General features: G+C 31.4%; 2 protein-coding genes. One reads left to right on the top strand and one right to left on the bottom strand.

What is annotated here, in order from left to right:
- Positions 1-156: 156 nt before the first annotated feature.
- Positions 157-354, bottom strand: a complete 198-nt coding sequence (locus CDA10_RS16660) for a hypothetical protein (RefSeq protein WP_089606648.1) — start codon at positions 352-354, stop codon at positions 157-159.
- A 184-nt stretch (positions 355-538) separates the two neighbouring features.
- Here CDA10_RS16660 and CDA10_RS16655 point away from each other — a divergent pair, with 184 nt between their 5' ends.
- Positions 539-1,510, top strand: a complete 972-nt coding sequence (locus CDA10_RS16655) for a hypothetical protein (protein WP_089606647.1) — start codon at positions 539-541, stop codon at positions 1,508-1,510.
- Positions 1,511-1,549 lie beyond the last annotated feature (39 nt).

The following is a 1,549-nucleotide window of genomic DNA, read 5'->3' as shown; positions in this document are numbered from 1 at the left end:
CTCTATCCAGCTGAGCTATGAGCGCGACGTCTTGATGGGACGCATTATACGCCTTTTCACGCTTTTGTTAAGGGTTATTTTAGGGTTTATATACTGAGTGTCTAGTATTTGGACGATCCTTATTTTGTATTGTAAATCAGAAAACGATTTACCCAACTACTCCGCCGTTACAATATTCAGAATTTCCATACATTCAGCACAGAAAATCACGTATTCATTTTCAAGACTTTGAATTTTAAGCTCATAAACAAAACCTGTTAAAGTTCGATCGCAACCATCACATTGTTTTAATTCAAGATGACAAATGAAATCAATATGTTCATAAATATAATATCCATCTGTATATTTCGTCATGTTGTTATTTCACATGTCTCTATTCTTAGACCTATTTTAAAGGTTTTAAATGAATAATATTGCATGGAAAATGAAGATCACGACAAGTATCGACGTATAGAAATGTAGAAGAATAATTTTGTGATTTAAATATCATCAATTTATTATATCATCCGTCTAATTCTTCAAAATATAAAAGGAAAAAATGGGAAATTATTCAACACTTTGGATTACTTCCAATCTTAACCGAACAGATGGTGAAATAGCTGAACACGACATTTGCCAAGAAGTTAAATATGCGATTCCAATGTTTTGGTTAGCTTTATTTAAAACTGAAGATATTACATCACTCATAGATGAAGATGGCTTAACATATTATGTCTTCCGCTCAACAATTTTTAAAAGCTATGAAACGTTCAAAACAAGATTAAATATCTGGTCAACACTTTATAATGATGAAAAAGCGAAAATTTTAGCCAAATGGTTTTTAAAGTATTTAGAAAATGAAAATATTCAAACTTTTTCAGTTGAATTAAATGTCAATGATATTCTTGGAATGGCTATGGATCCCACTGGTGAAGAAGCAAAATCAACACTAGTCGATATGATCCATGTTATTGAACAACTTCACACAGATCCTAAATCTAATATTCCTTTTAAAGCATGGCTTTCAACTTTTACACTTAAAACTCCGCAAGACCGATATACAGGTCTTGATGGTTTTGGTGAAGAATTATTACCCTGTCCCGAAGTAGATGAATGGCTTAAAAAAAATGAAACAGAAATAAATCAAAATCACATAGAATCAAACGTGACTGAATACGATTATTCTATAGATGAAGAAACTTTTTATCGTATTCTCATCACAAAAGGTGAAGTATTTTCAGAAAATCTACTCGGGTATCAACATCGTTACACATTCTTAGTCAGAATTTCAGATTCAAAAAAAAGGACTATATTTGTGAACTCTCTACTCATTGCAGAAATTCTTTATTTTGCGTTCTTTTGGTTTATTTTAGTTATTATTGGTGTCCTATTTTCATGGAGTATGATCAACAACATAATCGGAAAAGCCTTCATCACAATTGTAGCCTTAGGAGTAATAACATGGTATTTCTGGAAAAAGATTGCTTACCGTATTAATTTACTTAAGAATTTAAAACCAATCATTGGTTAACAACCAAACCCCAGACACAAAAAAACCGCAATTAAGCGG

Source organism: Acinetobacter piscicola, assembly GCF_002233755.1.
GTDB classification, from domain to species: Bacteria; Pseudomonadota; Gammaproteobacteria; order Pseudomonadales; family Moraxellaceae; genus Acinetobacter; species Acinetobacter piscicola.
Note: the sequence above shows the minus strand (reverse complement) of the source record. Positions and strands in the feature narration are given on the sequence as shown.

What these genes read in the sequence shown, in the direction of transcription:
- CDA10_RS16660 (WP_089606648.1), bottom strand. Translation starts at nt 354, where the DNA reads ATGACGAAATATACAGATGGATATTATATTTATGAACATATTGATTTC.
- CDA10_RS16655 (WP_089606647.1), top strand. Translation starts at nt 539, where the DNA reads ATGGGAAATTATTCAACACTTTGGATTACTTCCAATCTTAACCGAACA.